20 protein-coding genes are annotated in these 17,918 nt (G+C 65.1%); 8 read left to right on the top strand and 12 right to left on the bottom strand.

Translation table 11 applies throughout. From position 1 onward, the window contains the following. Positions 1-42 precede the first annotated feature (42 nt). Positions 43-984: an HpcH/HpaI aldolase/citrate lyase family protein gene (locus CH276_RS22200; RefSeq protein WP_094629601.1), complete on the bottom strand. Its 942-nt coding sequence runs from the start codon at positions 982-984 to the stop codon at positions 43-45. Between the two features lie 74 nt (positions 985-1,058). Here CH276_RS22200 and CH276_RS22195 point away from each other — a divergent pair, with 74 nt between their 5' ends. The 6 genes from CH276_RS22195 (at position 1,059) to CH276_RS22170 (ending at position 7,397) form a co-directional block, all read left to right on the top strand. Next, the gene (locus tag CH276_RS22195) at positions 1,059-2,333 is read left to right on the top strand and encodes a magnesium transporter MgtE N-terminal domain-containing protein (RefSeq protein ID WP_032394102.1); all 1,275 of its coding nucleotides are present in this window, start codon (positions 1,059-1,061) and stop codon (positions 2,331-2,333) included. Between the two features lie 20 nt (positions 2,334-2,353). Beyond that, entirely contained in the window at positions 2,354-2,896 is a 543-nt protein-coding gene (locus CH276_RS22190; protein ID WP_045199222.1) for a DUF1003 domain-containing protein, read from the top strand. 112 nt (positions 2,897-3,008) lie between these two features. Continuing rightward, entirely contained in the window at positions 3,009-3,881 is an 873-nt protein-coding gene (locus CH276_RS22185) for a lytic transglycosylase domain-containing protein (protein ID WP_032394100.1), read from the top strand. Positions 3,882-3,942: 61 nt separating this feature from the next. Further along, the gene (locus CH276_RS22180) at positions 3,943-5,079 is read left to right on the top strand and encodes an Mrp/NBP35 family ATP-binding protein (protein WP_032394099.1); all 1,137 of its coding nucleotides are present in this window, start codon (positions 3,943-3,945) and stop codon (positions 5,077-5,079) included. A 90-nt stretch (positions 5,080-5,169) separates the two neighbouring features. Continuing rightward, complete coding sequence (locus tag CH276_RS22175; RefSeq protein ID WP_032394098.1) at positions 5,170-6,627, top strand: amino acid ABC transporter substrate-binding protein/permease; 1,458 nt, start codon at positions 5,170-5,172, stop codon at positions 6,625-6,627. After that, positions 6,624-7,397, top strand: coding sequence for an amino acid ABC transporter ATP-binding protein (locus tag CH276_RS22170; protein WP_094629600.1), 774 nt, complete (start codon positions 6,624-6,626; stop codon positions 7,395-7,397). The genes CH276_RS22175 and CH276_RS22170 overlap by 4 nt, the downstream gene beginning before the upstream one ends. A 95-nt stretch (positions 7,398-7,492) precedes the next feature. Here CH276_RS22170 and tatB read toward each other — a convergent pair whose 3' ends face one another. The 4 genes from tatB to sigE all read right to left on the bottom strand — a co-directional run bounded on the left by tatB (position 7,493) and on the right by sigE (position 10,556). Continuing rightward, entirely contained in the window at positions 7,493-7,942 is a 450-nt protein-coding gene (gene tatB, locus CH276_RS22165) for a Sec-independent protein translocase protein TatB (RefSeq protein WP_094629599.1), read from the bottom strand. 18 nt (positions 7,943-7,960) lie between these two features. Beyond that, positions 7,961-9,502 (bottom strand): S1C family serine protease, encoded by a 1,542-nt coding sequence (locus CH276_RS22160; protein WP_373453945.1) that lies wholly within the window; start codon positions 9,500-9,502, stop codon positions 7,961-7,963. 84 nt (positions 9,503-9,586) lie between these two features. Continuing rightward, positions 9,587-9,913 (bottom strand): anti-sigma factor family protein, encoded by a 327-nt coding sequence (locus CH276_RS22155; protein ID WP_032394231.1) that lies wholly within the window; start codon positions 9,911-9,913, stop codon positions 9,587-9,589. 16 nt (positions 9,914-9,929) lie between these two features. Continuing rightward, positions 9,930-10,556, bottom strand: coding sequence for an RNA polymerase sigma factor SigE (gene sigE, locus CH276_RS22150; RefSeq protein WP_052049292.1), 627 nt, complete (start codon positions 10,554-10,556; stop codon positions 9,930-9,932). Between the two features lie 239 nt (positions 10,557-10,795). On the opposite strand from sigE, the gene CH276_RS22145 reads away from it, so the two are divergent. Beyond that, positions 10,796-11,407 carry an O-methyltransferase gene (locus tag CH276_RS22145; protein WP_032394230.1) on the top strand — a complete coding sequence of 204 codons (612 nt, stop codon included), beginning with the start codon at positions 10,796-10,798 and terminating at the stop codon, positions 11,405-11,407. Between the two features lie 56 nt (positions 11,408-11,463). Here the strand turns inward: CH276_RS22145 and glgC are convergent, their stop codons facing one another. Next, positions 11,464-12,678, bottom strand: coding sequence for a glucose-1-phosphate adenylyltransferase (gene glgC / locus CH276_RS22140; RefSeq protein WP_032394095.1), 1,215 nt, complete (start codon positions 12,676-12,678; stop codon positions 11,464-11,466). 76 nt (positions 12,679-12,754) lie between these two features. Here glgC and glgA point away from each other — a divergent pair, with 76 nt between their 5' ends. After that, entirely contained in the window at positions 12,755-13,918 is a 1,164-nt protein-coding gene (gene glgA / locus CH276_RS22135) for a glycogen synthase (protein ID WP_094629598.1), read from the top strand. A gap of 10 nt (positions 13,919-13,928) precedes the next feature. Here glgA and CH276_RS22130 read toward each other — a convergent pair whose 3' ends face one another. The 6 genes from CH276_RS22130 to folP all read right to left on the bottom strand — a co-directional run bounded on the left by CH276_RS22130 (position 13,929) and on the right by folP (position 17,910). Next, on the bottom strand, positions 13,929-14,783 hold the full coding sequence (locus CH276_RS22130) for a methyltransferase domain-containing protein (RefSeq protein ID WP_094629597.1): 855 nt from the start codon (positions 14,781-14,783) through the stop codon (positions 13,929-13,931). A gap of 112 nt (positions 14,784-14,895) precedes the next feature. Next, positions 14,896-15,063: a DUF3117 domain-containing protein gene (locus CH276_RS22125; protein WP_008714277.1), complete on the bottom strand. Its 168-nt coding sequence runs from the start codon at positions 15,061-15,063 to the stop codon at positions 14,896-14,898. 95 nt (positions 15,064-15,158) lie between these two features. Next, on the bottom strand, positions 15,159-15,767 hold the full coding sequence (locus CH276_RS22120; RefSeq protein WP_094629596.1) for a DNA-3-methyladenine glycosylase I: 609 nt from the start codon (positions 15,765-15,767) through the stop codon (positions 15,159-15,161). Further along, positions 15,764-16,093, bottom strand: a complete 330-nt coding sequence (locus tag CH276_RS22115) for a DivIVA domain-containing protein (RefSeq protein ID WP_094629595.1) — start codon at positions 16,091-16,093, stop codon at positions 15,764-15,766. The genes CH276_RS22120 and CH276_RS22115 overlap by 4 nt, the downstream gene beginning before the upstream one ends. A gap of 30 nt (positions 16,094-16,123) precedes the next feature. Further along, positions 16,124-17,053: a glucosyl-3-phosphoglycerate synthase gene (locus CH276_RS22110; RefSeq protein WP_094629594.1), complete on the bottom strand. Its 930-nt coding sequence runs from the start codon at positions 17,051-17,053 to the stop codon at positions 16,124-16,126. Continuing rightward, the gene (gene folP / locus CH276_RS22105; RefSeq protein WP_032394089.1) at positions 17,050-17,910 is read right to left on the bottom strand and encodes a dihydropteroate synthase; all 861 of its coding nucleotides are present in this window, start codon (positions 17,908-17,910) and stop codon (positions 17,050-17,052) included. Before folP ends, CH276_RS22110 begins: the two co-directional genes overlap by 4 nt. Positions 17,911-17,918: the final 8 nt, after the last annotated feature.

The following is a 17,918-nucleotide window of genomic DNA, read 5'->3' as shown; positions in this document are numbered from 1 at the left end:
AGCGGTTCACAGCAGGTTGACGGTCGGTCAGGACGTGGTCGGTCAGGTTGTGGGCGGCACGAAAGCGGTCGTGCGCGTCATTCCTGCGGCGCGGCCCTTCGCCGAGACGACGAGCGCCATCTTGCGGCTCGCCTCGTCGATCATCTCGTCGCCCAACATCACCGCACCGCGACCGCCACCCGCCGCGGACGTGTGGAACTTGTAGGCGTCGAGAATCATCTCGGCCTTGTCGTAATCGGCCTGACGCGGCGCGAAGATCTCGTTGGCGGCCTCGATCTGCGTCGGATGCAGCACCCACTTGCCGTCGAAACCGAGGCCGGCCGTGCGGCCGGCCGCCCGACGAAAGGCGTCGAGATCTCGAATCTGCAGGTAGGGGCCATCGATCGCCTGCAGACCGTGGGTCCGGGCAGCGAGCAGAATGGTCATCAGAATGTGGTGATAGGCGTCGCCCGTGTCGTATCCGGCCGGTTGCTCGCCGACGACCAGAGTGCGCATGTTGACGCTCGCCATCAGATCCGCAGGGCCGAACACCAGAGTCTGCACGCGCGGGCTCGCCGTCGCGATCTCGTCGATGTTGCGCAGACTGCGTGCGCTCTCGATCTGCGGCTCGATCCCGATGGCACCGACCTCGAGACCGTGCTCCTTCTCGAGCTGAGTGAGCAGCAGATCCAGCGCCTGCACGTGCGCGGCGCATTCCACCTTCGGCAGCAGGATGGCGTCGAGATTGCGTCCGGCACCCGACACGACGTCGATGACGTCGCCGTACGTCCACTGCGTCGTCCAGTCGTTGACGCGCACGACCTTGATCTGATCGCCCCAACCGTCGGAGTTGAGTGCGTCCACGATGCGCGCTCGGGCCGCCACTTTCGCCAGCGGCGCGACGGCGTCCTCGAGATCGAGAAAGACCGCGTCGGCGGGCAGTCCCTTGGCCTTGTCGATCATCTTGTCCGAACTGCCCGGAACAGCCAGTACCGACCGCCGCATGCCCGAAGCTCTCACGAAAGCACAACCCCTGTCTGATTCACCCTCTGTACTGCCGAGCCTCTAACCTTGCCATCATGGCAGCACTGAGCAAGGTATTCGCGGCCAGGCTCGCCGGCCTGGGTGTCCTGGGCCCCGACGGCGAATCGATCGGCCGGGTTCGTGACGTGGTCGTCTCGATGCGTGTCGGCAGAGCGCAGCCGAGAGTCCTCGGCCTTGTGGTCGAATTGGCAACTCGCCGAAGAATTTTCGTGCCGATGCTACGAGTGACGAGCATCGAGCCCAATTCCGTTCAGCTCACGACCGGAAACGTCAGTCTTCGTCGATTCACCCAGCGCGCCAACGAGATCCTGGTCTTCGCGCAGATTCTCGACTCCAAGGTGCGCGTCGACGACCCCGAGCTCGACGAGCTGCACGACGTCGATTCCATCGTCGTCGACCTCGGCATCGAACTCACCCGAACTCGCGACTGGGTGGTCGCGCGGGTGGCGGTCCGCAAGCAACGGCAACGGCTCGCGCGGCGTGGTGCCATCCACGTCGTCGATTGGCAGCACGTGCAGGGGCTGACACAGAACGAGCTGTCCATGCCCGATCAGGGTGTGGCGCAGCTGCTGATGCAGTTCGAGGATCTTCGCGCGGCCGACGTGGCGAACGCGATGCGCGAGCTGCCCGTCAAGCGCCGGATGGAGGTGGCGCGCGCTCTCGACGACGAGCGGCTCGCGGACGTCGTCCAGGAACTGCCCGACGACGATCAGGTGGAGTTGATGCACTACCTCGGTGTCGACCGTGGTGCCGACGTGCTCGAGGCCATGGACCCGGACGACGCCGCCGACCTGCTGGGCGAGCTGCCCGAGACCGAGGCGGAATCGCTTCTGCGCCTGATGGATCCGGAGGACTCCGCGCCTGTCCGTCGTCTGCTCGAACACTCCCCCGATACCGCCGGTGGTCTGATGACCCCCGAGCCGGTGGTTCTCACCGCGTCGACGACGGTGGCCGAGGCGCTCGCCCGGGTACGTAATCCCGACCTGACGCCTGCGCTGGCCTCCCTGGTGTTCGTCGTGCGGCCCCCGACCGCGACACCGACCGGCCCGTATCTCGGCTGCGTGCATCTGCAGCAATTGCTTCGAGAACCCCCGGCGAGCCTGGTCGGCGGTGTGGTGGACAGCGCTCTGCCGAGATTGTCCCCCGAGGACAGTCTCACCGCCGTGACGCGGTACTTCGCGACGTACAACCTCGTCTGCGGCCCGGTGGTCGACGACGAGGACCACCTGGTCGGGGCCGTGACCGTGGACGACGTCCTCGATCACCTGCTGCCCGAGGACTGGCGAGATCAGGAAGTGGCGGGACAGTGAAAGAAACAGCACGCCAGAGAATGGACACGCCGCGCGGGTCGCGGATGTTCAATGTGAACCTCGACTTCGACCTCGGCAAGTCGGGCGAGAAGGCCGCACGATTCCTCGGCACCGGCCGCTACCTGGCCATCCAGACCGGAATCGTGATCGTCTGGATCTTCCTCAACGTCGTGGCGGTCAACCTCCAGTGGGACCCCTACCCCTTCATCCTGCTCAACCTCGCGTTCTCGACCCAGGCCGCGTACGCAGCTCCGTTGATTCTTCTGGCCCAGAATCGGCAGGACGACCGCGACCGCGTCTCCCTCGAGGAGGACCGTTCTCGCGCCCAACAGACCAAGGCCGACACCGAGTTCCTCGCTCGTGAACTCGCTGCGCTGCGCATCGCCGTCGGCGAGGTCGCCACCCGCGACTACCTGCGCCGCGAACTGGACGAGATCAAGGCACTCCTCGAGCAGGCGACGGGTCAACCCACGGTCTCTCCCAAGAAGGCACGAAAGAAGGCGGCCGCGCGGGTGCACGACGACATGGGCATGCCGGACGCATCGGACCCCGATACGCACTAGGTCCGCTCTGTAACAGCCCGATAACGGAACAGTCTCGAATCAGGTACCCTCGATCCCGGTCATCAGGTCGGGCCCCGGTTGTCATCCGGGGAAATCAGGAGGTACAGCACGCGTGGGTCGTCACAGAAAAGCATCGAATTCCAAGGTCAGACGGAATTCGGTGATTGCTCTGGCAGGTCTCGTCCCCGCAGGACTCGTCACCGCCGCCACCAGCGCCGGAGCCACGGAATACATCCCGTTCGTCAGCGCGAAGACGTCCCCTGCCGCGCAGGAATCGAACTCCGTCGTCGAAACTCCGCAGCCGATCGCCCAGGACGGACAGGCGCAGCCGGTCGCCCAGGCCGAGCTTCCCGTGCCCGCTGCCGTCCCCGCACCCGCGCCGGTTCCCGAGATCCCGCCCACACCGGAGCTGCCCACCAACCTCGCGGTCAGTCCCATCGCGATTCCGGTCGTCAACGTCTCGGCGTACAAGAATGCCGAGCGCATCCTCGCCCAGCAGCAACCCGGCTGCGGCATCAGCTGGACCGTGATCGCCGGCATCGGCCGTGTCGAATCCACCCATGCCAACAACGGCAAGGTCGACGACTCGGGCGAGCTGCACGAGCCCATCCTCGGGCCACGACTGAACGGCACCCTCGCGGGCAATCAGGTGATTCGTGACACCGACGGCGGCGCGCTCGACGGCGACACCGAATACGACCGTGCCGTCGGACCCATGCAGTTCCTACCCTCGACGTGGAACCTCTATCACGCCGACGGCAACGGCGACGGAGTCTCCGACCCACAGAATCTGTTCGACGCGGCCCTGGCCACCGGCATGTACCTGTGCGACGACGGCACCAACATGCGTGACCTGGGATCGACCACCAAAGCGATCCTGCGTTACAACAACTCGATGGCTTACGTGGCGAACGTGCTCGCGTGGTCGGCCGGATACGCCACCGGCATCGTCCCGACCTCGGACCAGCTCCCGCGCATCCACTGATCGGCCGTCCGCGCCTGCCCTGCTGTCCATCGGCGCGCAGCCCACCGCCTAGCATGAGGCAATGGCTGTACTGACCGAATCCGACGTTCGGACCGCGCTCTCGAAGGTGATCGACCCCGAGATCCGCAAACCCATCACCGATCTGGGGATGGTCAAGAGCATCGACATCTCCGACGACGGAGCCGTCGGCGTCGGCATCTACCTCACCACCTCCGGGTGCCCGATGAAGACCGAGATCAGCGACCGCGTCAAGAACGCAGTCGCCGACGTCGCAGGCGTCGGCACCGTCTCGGTCGAACTCGACGTGATGAACGACGAGCAGCGCACCGAACTCCGCAAGTCACTGCGCGGCGATTCCGCGGAGCCGATCATTCCCTTCGCGCAACCCGGATCCCTGACGCGCGTGTACGCGGTGGCGTCGGGCAAGGGTGGCGTCGGCAAATCCAGTGTGACGGTCAACCTCGCCGCATCGCTGACTGCTCGCGGACTCTCGGTCGGTGTGCTCGACGCCGACATCTACGGCCACTCCGTGCCCCGGATGCTCGGGAACGACGCCCGGCCCACGCAGGTCGAGAAGATGATCATGCCGCCGCAGGCGCACGGCGTGAAGTTCATCTCGATCGCCCAGTTCACGCAGGGCAACACTCCGGTCGTCTGGCGCGGACCGATGCTGCACCGTGCGCTGCAGCAGTTCCTCGCCGACGTCTTCTGGGGCGACCTGGACGTACTGCTGCTCGACCTTCCTCCCGGTACCGGAGACGTGGCAATCTCTGTCGCTCAGCTCATTCCGAGCGCGGAAATCCTCGTGGTCACCACCCCGCAGCAGGCCGCGGCCGAGGTCGCCGAGCGCGCGGGTGCAATTGCACTGCAGACTCGGCAGCGCGTGGCAGGCGTCGTGGAGAACATGTCGTGGCTCGAACTGCCCGACGGCACCCGCATGGACATCTTCGGATCCGGTGGCGGACAAGACGTATCGGACAGACTCACCAAGGCAGTGGGTGCCAGCGTTCCCCTTCTCGGCCAGATTCCGCTCGACACCGCCGTCCGAGAGGGCGGTGACGCAGGCACGCCGATCGTGCTGAGTAACCCGGAATCGCCTGCGGCACAGGCACTCGAGGCCGTCGCAGCGAAACTCGCCGTACGCGAGCGCGGCCTGGTGGGAATGTCACTCGGCATCGATTCCGCGCGCAAACTGTAAGTCGCGCTTATACCCGACAAACGACGCGGGAAACAGGGTTGGGGCCTTAGGATTTGCCTTCGATCCTATTGTCGATAGAGAGTGGCCTTCATGAAGAAGCCGCATCGGGTCAGGCCGGTCGTCGTTCCGGTTCTGATCGCACTGCTGATCACCCTGCTGGGATCGCTGCTCGGTCCCGCTATGGCATCCGCACAACCCGCCCCGCCTGCACAGAACTATTCGATCGCGACGGACACCACGTTCGCACCGTTCGAATTCCAGGACGAGAGCGGCAAACTCGTCGGAATCGACATGGACCTACTCGCCGCGATCTCGGTGGATCAGGGCTTCGACTACACCGTCGAGCAGGTCGGTTTCGATACCGCACTCCAGGGCGTCACCAGCGGCCAGTTCAACGGAATGATCGCCGGCATGTCGATCACCGACGAACGCAAGGCCACCTTCGACTTCTCCGAGCCGTACTTCGATTCCGGTGTCCAGATGGCGATTCTGGATTCCAACGACGAGATCAAGGGCTACGAGGATCTGCGCGGCAAGTCCGTCGCAGTCAAGAACGGCACCGAGGGCGCGACCTTCGCCGCGTCGATCGCAGATCAGTACGGCTTCACCATCCGGAGCTTCGACGACTCGGCAACGATGTTCGAGGAAGTGCGCACCGGTAACTCTGCGGCCGCCTTCGAGGACTACCCGGTGCTCGCCTACGGCATCACCCAGGGCAACGGATTCAAGACCGTCACCGAGAAGGAAGCCGGTGCCAGTTACGGATTCGCCGTCGCCAAGGGCACCAACGCGCAGCTGCTCGAGCAGTTCAACACCGGCCTCGAGAACCTGCGCGCCAACGGCCAGTACGACCAGATTCTCGACACCTACCTCAATGCCGATGCCTCCACCGCCGACACGTCCATCCCCGGTCTGATCGCCAGCAGCTGGCAGTTGTTGCTCAAGGGCCTGTGGCTGACCATCGTGCTGACCGTCATCTCCATCGCCATCGCGCTGGTGCTCGGCGCGATCTTCGGCCTGTTTCGCGTCTCGACCAACATCGTGCTCCGCGGCATCGGCACCACCTACGTCGACATCTTCCGTGGCACACCGCTTCTGGTGCAGGCATTCTTCATCTACTTCGGTGTCCCCGCGGCGCTGAACTTCCAGATGTCGGCGTTCACCGCGGGCATCATCACGCTCTCGCTCAATGCCGGTGCGTACATGGCCGAGATCGTCCGCGGTGGGATTCTCGCCGTCGACAAGGGCCAGATGGAAGCATCGCGCAGTCTCGGCATCAGTTACCTCAAGTCGATGCGAAAAGTGGTGATGCCACAGGCAATTCGCACGATGATCCCGTCGTACATCAATCAGTTCGTCATCACGCTCAAGGACACGTCACTGCTCTCGGTCATCGGCCTCGCCGAACTGACACAGACCGGTCGTCTGATCATCGCCCGCAACTTCGAGTCGTTCAACATGTGGCTCATCGTCGGCGTTCTGTACTTCATCATCATCATGGCTCTCACCAAGCTGTCGAACCGGCTCGAGAAGAGGATCAACAAATGAGCACCGAACTGACCAAGGACCTGCCGGTCGACAGCGGTTCCGGAACCAAGATCTCCATCAGGGGCCTGCAGAAGGCGTTCGGCGACAACACGGTCCTCAAGGGCATCGACGCCGAAATCGCCAACGGTGAAGTGGTGTGCGTGATCGGGCCATCCGGCTCGGGCAAAAGCACGTTCCTGCGTTGCCTGAACAAGCTCGAAGACATCACTGCCGGATCGGTCGTCGTCGACGGCACCGACCTGACATCGAAGAACGTCGATCTGGACAAGGTGCGCCAGAACATCGGCATGGTGTTCCAGCACTTCAACCTCTTCCCCCACATGACCGCACTCGAGAACGTCATGCTCGCGCCCGTCGAGACGAAGAAGATGTCGAAGTCGCAGGCGAAGGAGTCGGCTGCGAAGTTGCTCGAACAAGTGGGCCTGTCCGAGCGTGCGGACTACAAACCCGCCAACCTCTCCGGCGGGCAGAAGCAGCGCGTCGCCATCGCCCGAGCGTTGGCCATGAGCCCGTCGATCATGCTGTTCGACGAGGCCACCAGTGCTCTCGACCCAGAAATGGTCGGCGAAGTCCTGCAGGTGTTGCGAGACCTCGCGCAGGGCGGCATGACGATGGTCGTCGTGACCCACGAAATGGGCTTCGCACGCGAGGTCGCGGATCGCGTGATCTTCATGGCCGAGGGCGTCATCGTCGAGGAGGGAACCCCCGACGAATTGTTCGGTAACCCGCAGAACCCTCGCACCCAAGACTTCCTGAACAAGGTCCTCTAGCCCCGCTCCCCTTTGCGTCAATGGACCACTGCCGCGCTCAGACGTATGCAATGGTCCATTCACGCAGCAGCGGGGTCGGCATACGCGAAGTAGCGTCAGGTGGCGTCCGCGTCGATGGGCGGGGTGTCGCCTGCGGACAGCTTCGGCTCGTTCTTGCTCATCGACACCCCACCCTGCGGAGTGTTGATCTGGGGCGTCGGGCCGCCCGAGCTTTTCGGCTTGGCGTCGAAGGGCTTGCCCTTGAAGGTGTCCTCGAGTGGGTTCTTGAAGACCGAGTCGTCTCCGTCGAGCAGGTGTTTGGTGATCACTGCCCGAGGGGTCATGCCGCGAAGTTGGTTGAGATCCGCCAGCGGCTTGCGGAGGTCCTCGAAGTCGGTGCCGAGTTCGTCCTTGAGCTGCTGGCTCGCGCCGTTGGCGTAGTCCTTGACCTGGCGGATCGACTTGGACACCCAGCTGATCGCGCCGGGGAGGCGATCGGGGCCGAGGATGACGAGAGCTGCTACGAGGAGAATGACGAGCTCTCCCCAACCGATGTTGCCGAACACGTCTGCCAGCCTACGTCGTCAGTCCGAAACCGGCGTGACGGACAGGTCCACCAGCCGCCCGGACCGAACGAGTTGCACGGGAACGGGCTCCCCGATCGTCGTGGCCTGCACGGCGACGACCAGTTCGTCGGCGTCGCCCACTGCTCGGTCACCGACCTTGGTGATGACATCTCCTTCGACGATTCCGGCCTGCTGGGCAGGACCGCCCGAGCGGACGTTCGCCACTTCCGCGCCGGCCGAGGTGTCGTTGATGACCGAGCGGGCATTGATTCCGATGTCGGGGTGCCGCATCACGCCGTCCCGGATCAGCGCCTGTGTCACCTCGAACACCTCGTCGACTGGAATCGCGAAGCCGAGGCCCACCGATCCGCCGCTCTCGCTGCGGATGGCGGAGTTGATGCCGATCACGCGGCCTTCGAAGTCGATGAGCGGGCCACCGGAGTTGCCGGGGTTGATGGCGGCGTCGGTCTGCACGGCATCGATGACGGCATTGGTGTCGGTGCCTTCACCCGACAGGGCAACGGGTCGGTCGAGCGCGCTGACGATGCCGGAGGTGACGGTCTTGTTCAATCCCAGCGGTGAGCCGACGGCGATCACGTCCTGCCCGACGCGAACGTCGGCGGAACGACCGAGCTCGGCCACGGTGAGGTTGCCGACGTCGGTCTTGAGGACGGCGAGGTCGGTCTTGGTGTCTCGTCCGACGATGTCCGCTGGCACCTTGGTGCCGTCGGAGAAGGTCACTTCGAGGGTCGAGTTCTCCGGGTCGGATGCGGCCAGTGAGATCACGTGATTGTTCGTCACGATGTAGCCCTCACCTGCGATGACGACGCCCGAGCCGGTACCGCCGGTGTCGCCGAGCGTCACCTGGATCGACACCACGGACGGCAGGACTGCGTCGGCGACCTTGCTGATCTGCCCGCGCGGGATGTCGTCGCCGCTGGATTGGGTCAGAGTCACTTTCTGGCTGGTCAACGCGCCGGTCACCTCGGCGGTGAGGCGACCGAACAACCCGCCGACCAATCCGATGACGAGTGCCAGAACACCGAGCACCACCAGAGCTCGGGCCGATACCGACCGCCCGAACAGCACGTCGCGCACACCGAGTTTGGTTCCCGGCGGCAGCACAGGAGGGGGCGGGGTGTCGAGCGCCGCGCTGCCGAGGGACACCCGAGCGGTGGGGTCGCGCCACGGATCTGCCGGAGCCGACGGAGCGGCGTCGCTGTCGTCCTCGGCGTTCGGGTCGCGCTGCAGCGATTCTGTGGCATCGTCCGGGCGTCCGAACGCCTCGGCGAGGATGGGATCGGGTGGACGCACCGACACACGTGAGGGAAGTTCCTCACCGGGCCTACGAGGAGAGAACGAACCGTCCACGTCGTCGGGACGTCCGAACACCGAAGCCGACACCGGATCGACGGAAGGTCGATACACCGGACGAGGTGGCAACCGCGGACCCTCCGGTCCCGCCGAGCCGATGCCGTCGGGCTCGATCTCCGATGGGTCGGTGCCTGCGGCCTCGGTGCTGGTCGAATTCGATGTCACGCGTCCGGTTACCCCTCGCATACGTCGGTGTGAGAGTTCAGTATCACTCGAGCGGTCGGCGCGGCTCGATGCAGGTGAGAAGTCGTGGGGCAGATGTCGATGCGATCAGCGTCGGCGACGGCGGACGTCGGCGACAGCGGACATGAACGTTCTCTTGGTGTGGGTCGGCCGATCCTCGCCCGCGCAGGACGGTATCTGACTGAGCAGGCCGAGTAAGGAGTGTGGCATCGACATCTCCCCTGCTCCACGCAGTGCCTTGCGCGCCTGCTGCTGGGCCTCGACCTCGGCAGCGCACTCGGGGCATTCGGACAGGTGGTCTGCTGCGCGGAGATAGGCGGGCATTCGCAATTCGCCATCGACGTACGCCGCGATGGCCTCACTGGCCAGATGTTCGGTGGAGCTGAATCGCTTCGGCTTGCGCGCCTGCGTCATCCAACCCTCCTCGTAGCTAGTGGACACTTGCGTGACCGGAGTCGACCTTCCCGTGCACTCGAAGGTACTCGCGTAGCGCCTGGCGTCCACGGTGAATGCGACTGCGAACAGTTCCGAGCTTGACGCCCAGTGTCGCACCGATCTCCTCGTACGACAGTCCTTCGATGTCGCACAGCACGATTGCGGCACGGAACTCCGGTGCCAGCGAGTCGAGCGCGGACTGCAGATCGGGGTCGAGGCGAGCATCGTGGTAGATCTGCTCGGGGTTGGGTCGGTCCGAGGGAACACGATCGTAGTCCTCGGGGAGCGCCTCCATACGAATGCGGCTGCGACGACGAACCATGTCCAGGAACAGGTTGGTGGTGATGCGGTGCAGCCACCCCTCGAAGGTGCCCGGCTGGTAATTCGACAGGGAGCGGAACACGCGAATGAAGGTGTCCTGCGTCAGGTCCTCGGCGTCCTGGGCGTTGCCGGACAGGCGGTAGGCCAGTCGGTAGACGCGGTCGCCGTGTTCGCGAACCAGTTCGTCCCAGGACGGCATGCTGGAGTTCTCGCCGGTCGCATCGAACACTGCGGTGCCGCTGAGATCGTCGGGTGCGGGTACGGACTCGGGTAGACGCGCGCTGTCGCGATCGCCGTTGATCTTGTAAATAGTTGGATCCTCCTGCTCAGGACTGCGTACGTCCTTCTGATTCAACCGACGACTACCCTCGGATGTTCCAGCTCACACTTCGCAATCGAGATGGACCTTCGACTCCTTCACAGCCTGACGGACCCGCGTGTGGGTCCGGTATGAAACAGCTGAGGCGCACCTGAGAATGTGTGCGTGAGAATGTGCCCTGGGCACGATAGCCTCGGGGCGTGCCGACCAACGCCGAGAAGATGCTCGCCTACGCCGAAGACTCCGCTCAGGAGGACGAGGTTCTGATCGCAGCCAGAGAGCGAGCCGTCGACCTGGGTGCCGCGCCGGTACCGCCGTCGGTCGGAGCGATTCTGTCCATCTTCACCCAGATGCTCGGTGCGAAGACTGTCGTCGAAATCGGTACCGGCGCTGGAATCAGCGGTCTGTGGTTGCTCGACGGGATGCGCGTGGACGGTGTGCTCACCACCATCGACACCGAGCCGGAGCACCAGCGTGCAGCCCGAGAAGCGTTCCGCGCGGGCGGAATTGCGCCCTCGCGCACCCGGCTGATCAACGGCTGGGCGCTCGATGTGCTCCCCCGGTTGGCCGACGACACCTACGATCTGGTCTTCATCGATGCCAGTCCGGCCGACCATCCGCACTTCGTCGCCGAGAGTGTTCGACTCCTGCGACCCGGTGGAGTTCTGGTGCTGCACAACGCGTTACTGGGTGGGCGAGTCGCCGACCCGACTCAGCGCGACGCCACCGCGGTTGCCGTTCGATCCGCCGCCCGGGCCATCGCCGAGGACGAGCGTCTGACCACGGTGCTGCTGCCTCTGGGCGACGGGTTGATCTGCGCGTCGCGCGCGTAAGCATGTGAGTGGTTCTTCGTAGCAGACTACGAAGAACCACTCACATGCCGCAGGCTCTAGATCCAGACGCCCTTGCCGACGGAGACGACTCCCCCGGCGCTGACGTTGAAGCGTTCGCGGTCGCGTTCGTGATCGACACCGATGATCTCGCCGTCACCGACGACGACGTTCTTGTCCAGGATCGCGTGCCGCACCACGGCACCCTTGCCGATTCGGACGCCGGGCATCAGGACGCTGCCCTCGACGGTCGCACCACTGTCGATCATGACGTTGGAGCTGAGCACCGAGTTACGGACGGTGGCCGCGGACAGGATGCAGCCGGCACCGACGACCGACTCCTGAGCCAAGCCGCCCTGGACGAACTTGGCGGGCGGCAGATTCTCGGCCGATCCGCGAATGGGCCAGCGACGGTTGTAGAGGTTGAAGATGGGGTGCACCGACACGAGGTCCATGTGGGCGTCGTAGAAGGCGTCAATGGTGCCGACGTCTCGCCAGTATCCGCGGTCGCGTTCGGTGGCACCGGGAACGACGTTGTCGTTGAAGTCGTAGACCGAGGCGACGCCTGCTTCGACGAGTGCCGGAATGATGTCGCCACCCATGTCGTGGTCGGAGTCGACGTTCTCGGAGTCGGCCTTGATGGCGTCGACGAGCACCTTGGTGGTGAACACGTAATTGCCCATCGAGGCGTAGGTGACGTCGGGATCGTCGGGGGTCCCGGGCGGCTGCGCCGGCTTCTCGAGGAACTGGGTGATCTTGCCGTTCTCGTCCGAGTCGATGCATCCGAACGCGAATGCCTCGCTACGCGGAACCCGGATGCCCGCGACGGTGACGCCGGCACCGGAGTCGATGTGCTGCTGCACCATCTGCTCCGGGTCCATCCGGTACACGTGGTCGGCTCCGAAGACCACGATGTACTCGGGGTCCTCGTCGTACACCAGGTTCAGCGACTGAAAGATGGCGTCGGCGCTGCCGGTGTACCACCGGGGCCCGAGACGTTGCTGTGCCGGGACCGGAGTGATGTACTCCCCGGCGAAACCGGACAGTCGCCATGTCTGCGAGATGTGGCGGTCCAGTGAATGGGACTTGTACTGGGTGAGCACGCAGAGCCGGAGGTAGCCGGCGTTGACGAGATTGCTCAGTACGAAGTCGATGAGTCGGTAGGCGCCCCCGAAGGGCACGGCTGGCTTGGCTCGGTCCGCGGTCATCGGGTAAAGGCGCTTACCCTCACCGCCGGCAAGCACAATCCCTAGTACGTGCGGTTGTGTCCTCACCCACTCAACCTATCCGCACCGAGAGAACCTTGCTAGCAGTACACGCACAACTGCTGGGGAATGTAGGTTCGTTCACGTGCGCGTAGCAATGATGACCAAGGAATATCCCCCGGAGATCTACGGTGGCGCAGGAGTCCATGTCACGGAGTTGGCCGCGCAGCTGAAATCGCTGTGCGACGTGGACATCCACTGCATGGGCGCGCCGCGCGACACCGCGCAGGTACACGACCCCGATCCCGCACTCGCCGGAGCGAACGCCGCGTTGACGACGCTGTCGGCCGAGCTGCGGATGGCCAACGCCGCCGCCGACGCCGATGTGGTGCACTCACACACCTGGTACACCGGCCTCGCGGGCCATCTCGCCGCCGAGTTGTACGACGTTCCGCACATCCTCACCGCACACTCACTCGAACCACGGCGGCCGTGGAAGGCCGAGCAGCTCGGCGGCGGCTACCGCATCTCGTCGTGGTCCGAGCGCAATGCCGTGGAATACGCAGACGCGGTCATCGCCGTCAGCGAGGGCATGGCCAAAGACGTGCTCGACGCGTACCCGCGGCTCGATCCGAGCCGGGTTCATGTGGTGCGCAACGGAATCGACACGCAGCGGTGGTTCGCCGACCAGGGCACCGCAACTCTGGACGAGATCGGCGTCGATCGAAGCAAGCCGATCGTCGCGTTCGTCGGCCGCATCACCAGGCAGAAGGGTGTGGGCCACCTGATCGCTGCCGCCCACCACTTCGACCCGTCGATCCAACTCGTCCTGTGCGCTGGTGCCCCCGACACTCCGGAGATCGCCGCGGAAACCGAGCGGGCCGTCGCCCTGCTCGCCGAGCAGCGCGGCGGTGTGTTCTGGGTCAAGGACATGCTGCCCACCGACAAGATTCGCGAGATCCTCACTGCAGCAGCCGTCTTCGTCTGCCCCTCGGTGTACGAGCCACTGGGCATCGTCAACCTCGAGGCGATGGCCTGCGAAACTGCTGTGGTGGCATCGGATGTCGGCGGCATTCCCGAGGTCGTCGACGAGGGCCGCACCGGACGCCTGGTGCACTACAACTCCTACGAACCCGATGCCTTCGAGCGGAACCTGGCCGAGACCGTCAACGAGGTCGCCCTCGATCCCGCGCTCGCGGCAGCGATGGGCAAGGCGGGTCGAGAGCGGGCCGTCGCCGAGTTCTCCTGGGCGTCGATCGCGAAGCAGACTCTCGCCGTCTACAACGACGCTCTGGCGCGCCGCCGCTGATCGGGACGACTCAGCGATTCGTCTTGCGATAGGTCGACACCGTCACCGACGCGGTGACCTCAGTGGTGTCCGGTAGCTGCGTCAGCGCCGCAGCCCGCGCCTCGGGGTCACCGTGACGCGCCGACGGGCCCATGCCGATCAAAGCCTCGATGTCGTTGTGCGAAAGCATCATCGAGTATTCCAGCGGAGATTCCGTGACCGGTTCGAACAGACCGGACAACGATTCGCTCAGGCGGCGGGGCTTGTCCTCGTCGACACCGATGAGTCCCAGCGGCCCCCGCAGCTCGCGCTGATGCCGCGTCGTGGGCGTGACGACCACCAACACGCCGTCGTCGACGAGTACCCGATTCAGTTCTCCGGCGTTGCGCGGAGCGAAGACGCACGTCACCGCGGACAGGGCACCCGACCGCACCGGAAGTCCGCTCCAGATGTCGGCGACCACGGACCCCAGCCGGGGATGGGACCGGGCAGCGCGCCTGGCCGCGAACTTCGACACGTCGACGCCCATCCCCCGAGCCTCGGGGTGGTCGTCGAGAACAGCCGCGAGATAGTGACCGGTTCCGACCCCGACGTCGAGCACCACCTCACTGTCCACCGGGACCCCCGCAGACACTGCTCGGGCGATCGGGTCGAAGTGCCCCTCCCCCAGGAACGCATCGCGCGCGGCGATCATCTCGGCCGAGTCGCCGGTGAACTTGCCGCCGTCACCGGTCAGCAGACTGACGTACCCCTGCCGAGCGACATCGAACGAGTGCCCTCGATCGCACCACAGAGCCCGATCCGTGTCGCCGACACCGAGCCCGGAGTCGACCTCGCGTGCTCGGCACTGCGGACACAGCAGCACGTCCACGACGTCGGTCAGCATCGGACACCTCCTCCGTCACGACTCTGCCGGACGGCACAGTCGTGAACACAACACAAAGCCCCGCTTGCCGTCACGGCGAGCGGGGCTGAGCGATGATCGATCGACAGAACGGTCAGCCGGTGACACCCTTCAATTCGTCACCGAGCGCCGCGGCCTCGTCGGGGGTCAATTCGACGACCAATCGGCCGCCCCCCTCGAGCGGGACGCGCATGACGATTCCTCGTCCCTCTTTGGTTGCTTCGAGGGGACCGTCCCCGGTCCGGGGCTTCATCGCCGCCATCCTCTGCTCCCTCCAGATCTGCGCCCACCAGCTCGGCGCCTAGGCCAAAAAGACAATTCCGTCGCGGGGCGACGGGTGTTGTCCCCTATTCTTCCCTATCGTCGTCGATACCGGGAACCGGAGTCGGTATTGACGACCTGCACCCAACACCCCGACAGGTGATCGTCGACCATTCCGGTGGCCTGCATCAAGGCGTAGGCAGTTGTCGGACCGACGAACCGTAGGCCCCGCCGCTTGAGCTCCTTGGCCAGAGCGGTGGACTCCGGAGTCGAGGCGGGCACATCGGAGAACTCGGTCAGGCGCGCCGGCCTGGGTTTCGGAGCGAACGACCAGAGCAGGGTGTCGAGGTCGGTATCGTCGAAATCGACGATGGCACGCGCGTTGCTCACCGCTGCGTCGATCTTGAGCCTGTTGCGCACGATGGACGCGTCCTTCATCAACCGTTCGACATCGGCGTCGCCGAACCGGGCCACCAGCTCGGGATCGAATCCGGCGAATGCCGTGCGGAAGCTGTCGCGTTTGCGCAGGATCGTGATCCACGACAGGCCCGATTGGAACGCTTCGAGACAGAGCCGCTCGTAGAGCTCGTTGCGGCCGTGGAGCGGCTGTCCCCATTCGAGATCGTGGTAGTTCCGGTACAGGTCGTCGTCGGTGGCACCCCAGGGGCAGCGCAGTCGGCCGTCCGGTCCGGCGACAGCGCTCATCGCTCGTCCGGCTCATTCGGGGACGGGGCGACCGTCTCCTGTGCCTGCTGCGCAGCCGACAGCCGCGAACGGAGCATGTCGATCTCGCCGCCCAGTCGCTCCAACGCCCAGTCGACCTCGCTGGGCTTGTAGCCGCGCAGGCTCTGCTGAAACTTCAGCGCGTGCACGTCGGCACCAGTGACGCCTTCGGCCGGCAGAACGGTCGCGGTGGTTCCCTCGGGCAGCGGGCCCAATTCCTCACCGCGACCGAACACCGCTGACGCCACGAAGAACAATGCAGCGGCGACGACGGCAATGACGACGACGTAGATCAGCAGCGTCAACATGCCACGATCTTGTCACGACCGCCCGACACGCTACTTCAGCGAGTTCATCGCCGGTCGGTCCAGCAACGACACCTCGGTGGAGAACGGCTCGAACGAGTCGCCGTCGACTCGGAACTGCATCAGACCGGCACCGGAATCGACCATCCCGCACCGATTGAGCATCGTCCCGACGATCTGTCTGCTCATGGCCCCGAGTTCGACCAGCGGGCGGTTGCGGTGCTTGCGCACACCCAGATTCACCTGGCCGATCGCCCGCAGTCCGAGCCTGTCGTAGGTATCGAGCAGCAGCCCGATCTCCACTCCGTAGCCGGGTGCGAACGGCACCGCGGACAGAAGCTCACGCGTACCGGCATACTCACCGCCGAGGGGCTGAATGACCCAGGTCAGCTCGGGCCGAAGGGCAGCGAGCAGCGGCCTTGCCACGAGCTCGGTGACGCGTCCACCGCCGTTGGCGTCCTCGGTTCCACTGGTCCGCAACGGACGGCGGTAGTAGCCCTTGACGAGGTGGATGCCGTCGCCCATCAGCAGGGGGCCGAGCAACTTGGGCACGAACGCCGGATCGGGGTTGATCAGGTCGGAGTCGACGAACGCGATGAGATCACCGGTCGACGCGGCGACCGATCGCCACAGCACCTCGCCCTTGCCCGGTACCGGGTCCACGCCGGGTACCGCTTCTTCTCGGCTGATGACGCGTGCGCCGGCCGCTGTCGCGCGCACGGCCGTCTCGTCGGTGGAACCGGAGTCCAACACGATCAGCTCGTCGACGAGGCCACCGAGCAACGGGTGGATGGTGTCGATGACAGCGGCGACCGTCTGCTCCTCGTTCAGTGCCGGCAGTACCACCGACACCGTTCGGCCCGCTTTGGCGGCCTCGAGCTCGGCAATGGTCCACTCCGGGGTGTCCCAGCTGTTGGTCTCGGACCACGCCCTGGTGACGTCCGTTCGATCTGCAAGCGTCATGCCAGACCCCTGACCGTCCGCGCCGGGGTTCTCAGTCCCTGGATCGCTGCCACCATGTCGACGACTCTTCTGGTCGACGCAACTTCGTGCACCCGGAACATTCGGGCTCCGCCTGCTGCGGCCAATGCTGTCGCTGCCAATGTTCCCTCCAACCGGTCGGCGAGCTCTACCCCTAGAGTCTCGCCTACGAAGTCCTTGTTGCTCAGCGCCATGAGCACAGGCCACCCGGTGTTTACAAGATCGTCCACGCGACGCAACAACTCGAGCCCGTGATAGGTGTTTTTCCCGAAATCGTGCGTCGGATCGATCAGAATCGAATCTTTTTTCACCCCCTCCGCGACGGCGTTCTCCGCGGCGGCGGTGACTTCGGTGATCACGTCGGCCACCACATCGGCGTACCGAACCCGATGCGGGCGAGTGCGGGGCACCGCACCGCCGGTGTGCGAGCAGACGATGCCGACTCCTTCGGCGGCAGCGACGCGCACCAGCTCGGGGTCGGCCCCGGCCCACGTGTCGTTGATCAGATCCGCTCCGACACCGCAGGCCAGTCGAGCTACCTCGCTGCGCCAGGTGTCCACACTGATCAGCAGCTCCGGATACGCGTCCCGGATGGCCTCGACGAACGGGACGACACGGCGGATCTCCTCCTCGGCGTCGACGATGTCGCCGGGACCTGCCTTCACACCACCGATGTCGATCATGTCGGCACCCTCTGCGACAGCCCGGTGCACCGACGCCATCGCAGCGTCGTCGCTGAAATTCGCACCCCCGTCGTAGAACGAATCGGGGGTGCGATTGACGATGGCCATGACCAATGCGCGATCGTCGGCGACCGGTTTGCCGCAGAGGGTGCTCATGAAATCAA

This window comes from Rhodococcus sp. 06-470-2, assembly GCF_002258235.1.
Taxonomy (GTDB): Bacteria; Actinomycetota; Actinomycetes; order Mycobacteriales; family Mycobacteriaceae; genus Rhodococcoides.
The sequence above is the reverse complement of the archived record's forward strand: the minus strand, read 5'-3'. Positions and strand labels throughout refer to the sequence as shown.